Here is a 1,035-nt window from a genome sequence, read left to right as displayed (position 1 = left end):
ATATGCAGGCGCTCAATGAACGCGTTACCTATCTGGATAAAGAAATTGCTGCATTGTCTTCACAGCAAACAGCATATCGCCATTTATTAACAGTCCCTGGTGTTGGCCCGCTTATAGCTGCAGCGTTTATCAGTGAAGTGGATGCAGTACAGTTCTCCAGTGGCAGAGAATTATCCGCATGGTGCGGCCTAGTCCCCCGGCAGCACAGTTCAGGAGGAAAACAAAGATTGTCCTCTGTGACAAAAAATGGCAATCGCAGCCTGAGAACATTAGTCATCCATGGCGCGCGATCTGTGATGCGCTGCGTGAAAAAACGTGATGACAACCTGGGTCTTTGGCTGAAGAGGCTCGAGGCCAGGCGAGGATTTCTGAAAACCACCGTAGCTTTGGCGAATAAGCTGACCAGAATCATCTGGCGAATACTGACCGATGGCGTTGATTTTAATATGAATAAGGCTTTTTCTGCGAGTTAACGCAATACAGCGTTAAAGAAAACACGTTTCACTGAGTTTGCAGGCACTGATGAGAAAACGGCTACCGTCCCTGTAACAGCCTGAAGTTGACCTGGGTAATAAAATACCGGTGTAGTGATAAGGAAACAGGGTTCGGATAACATCATGGCGCAGGTAACTTTACCTACTTATGACGCCGGATATATGGTCGCAAACCGTATCGAATCAGTACTTGTAACACCCGGGGTGTCCATATATGGTCAACAAAAATTGGCCACGGCTTTAGAGTTTTTCCAGAATAATCGTTCTGATTCATTTGGTGTCAGACCACCATTATATTGATGAGGTCTGAGCTGACTGTAATATCCCAAAATGTAATTCGTTATTGCTGCGCTGGCTTCGCTAAAATTAGCGTAGCCATTATCCGGCACCACTCCGTTTTCAGACTTCTAAAAAACCGTTACATCGGGCTGTTATCCCAGCAATTACCCCGGCGACTCAGGCTTTGCTTTATCTGATATCTCCATAGTAACTGTCTGAAATTCCTGCTGGTATAGTGGCTACCTTGATCCGAGTGATACAG

General features: G+C 46.0%; 1 protein-coding gene and 1 pseudogene. One reads left to right on the top strand and one right to left on the bottom strand.

Annotated elements, in window-relative coordinates; translation table 11 throughout:
* The coding region (locus YALDO0001_RS22705) for an IS110 family RNA-guided transposase (protein WP_004705693.1) at positions 1–473 on the top strand (473 nt) is incomplete at its 5' end.
* 239 nt (positions 474–712) lie between these two features.
* Here the strand turns inward: YALDO0001_RS22705 and YALDO0001_RS22700 are convergent.
* Positions 713–1,035: pseudogene (locus YALDO0001_RS22700) on the bottom strand (integrase core domain-containing protein); the annotation flags it as partial.

The organism is Yersinia aldovae ATCC 35236, assembly GCF_000173735.1.
Taxonomy (GTDB): domain Bacteria; phylum Pseudomonadota; class Gammaproteobacteria; order Enterobacterales; family Enterobacteriaceae; genus Yersinia; species Yersinia aldovae.
This window is presented reverse-complemented; position numbering and strand designations above follow the sequence as displayed.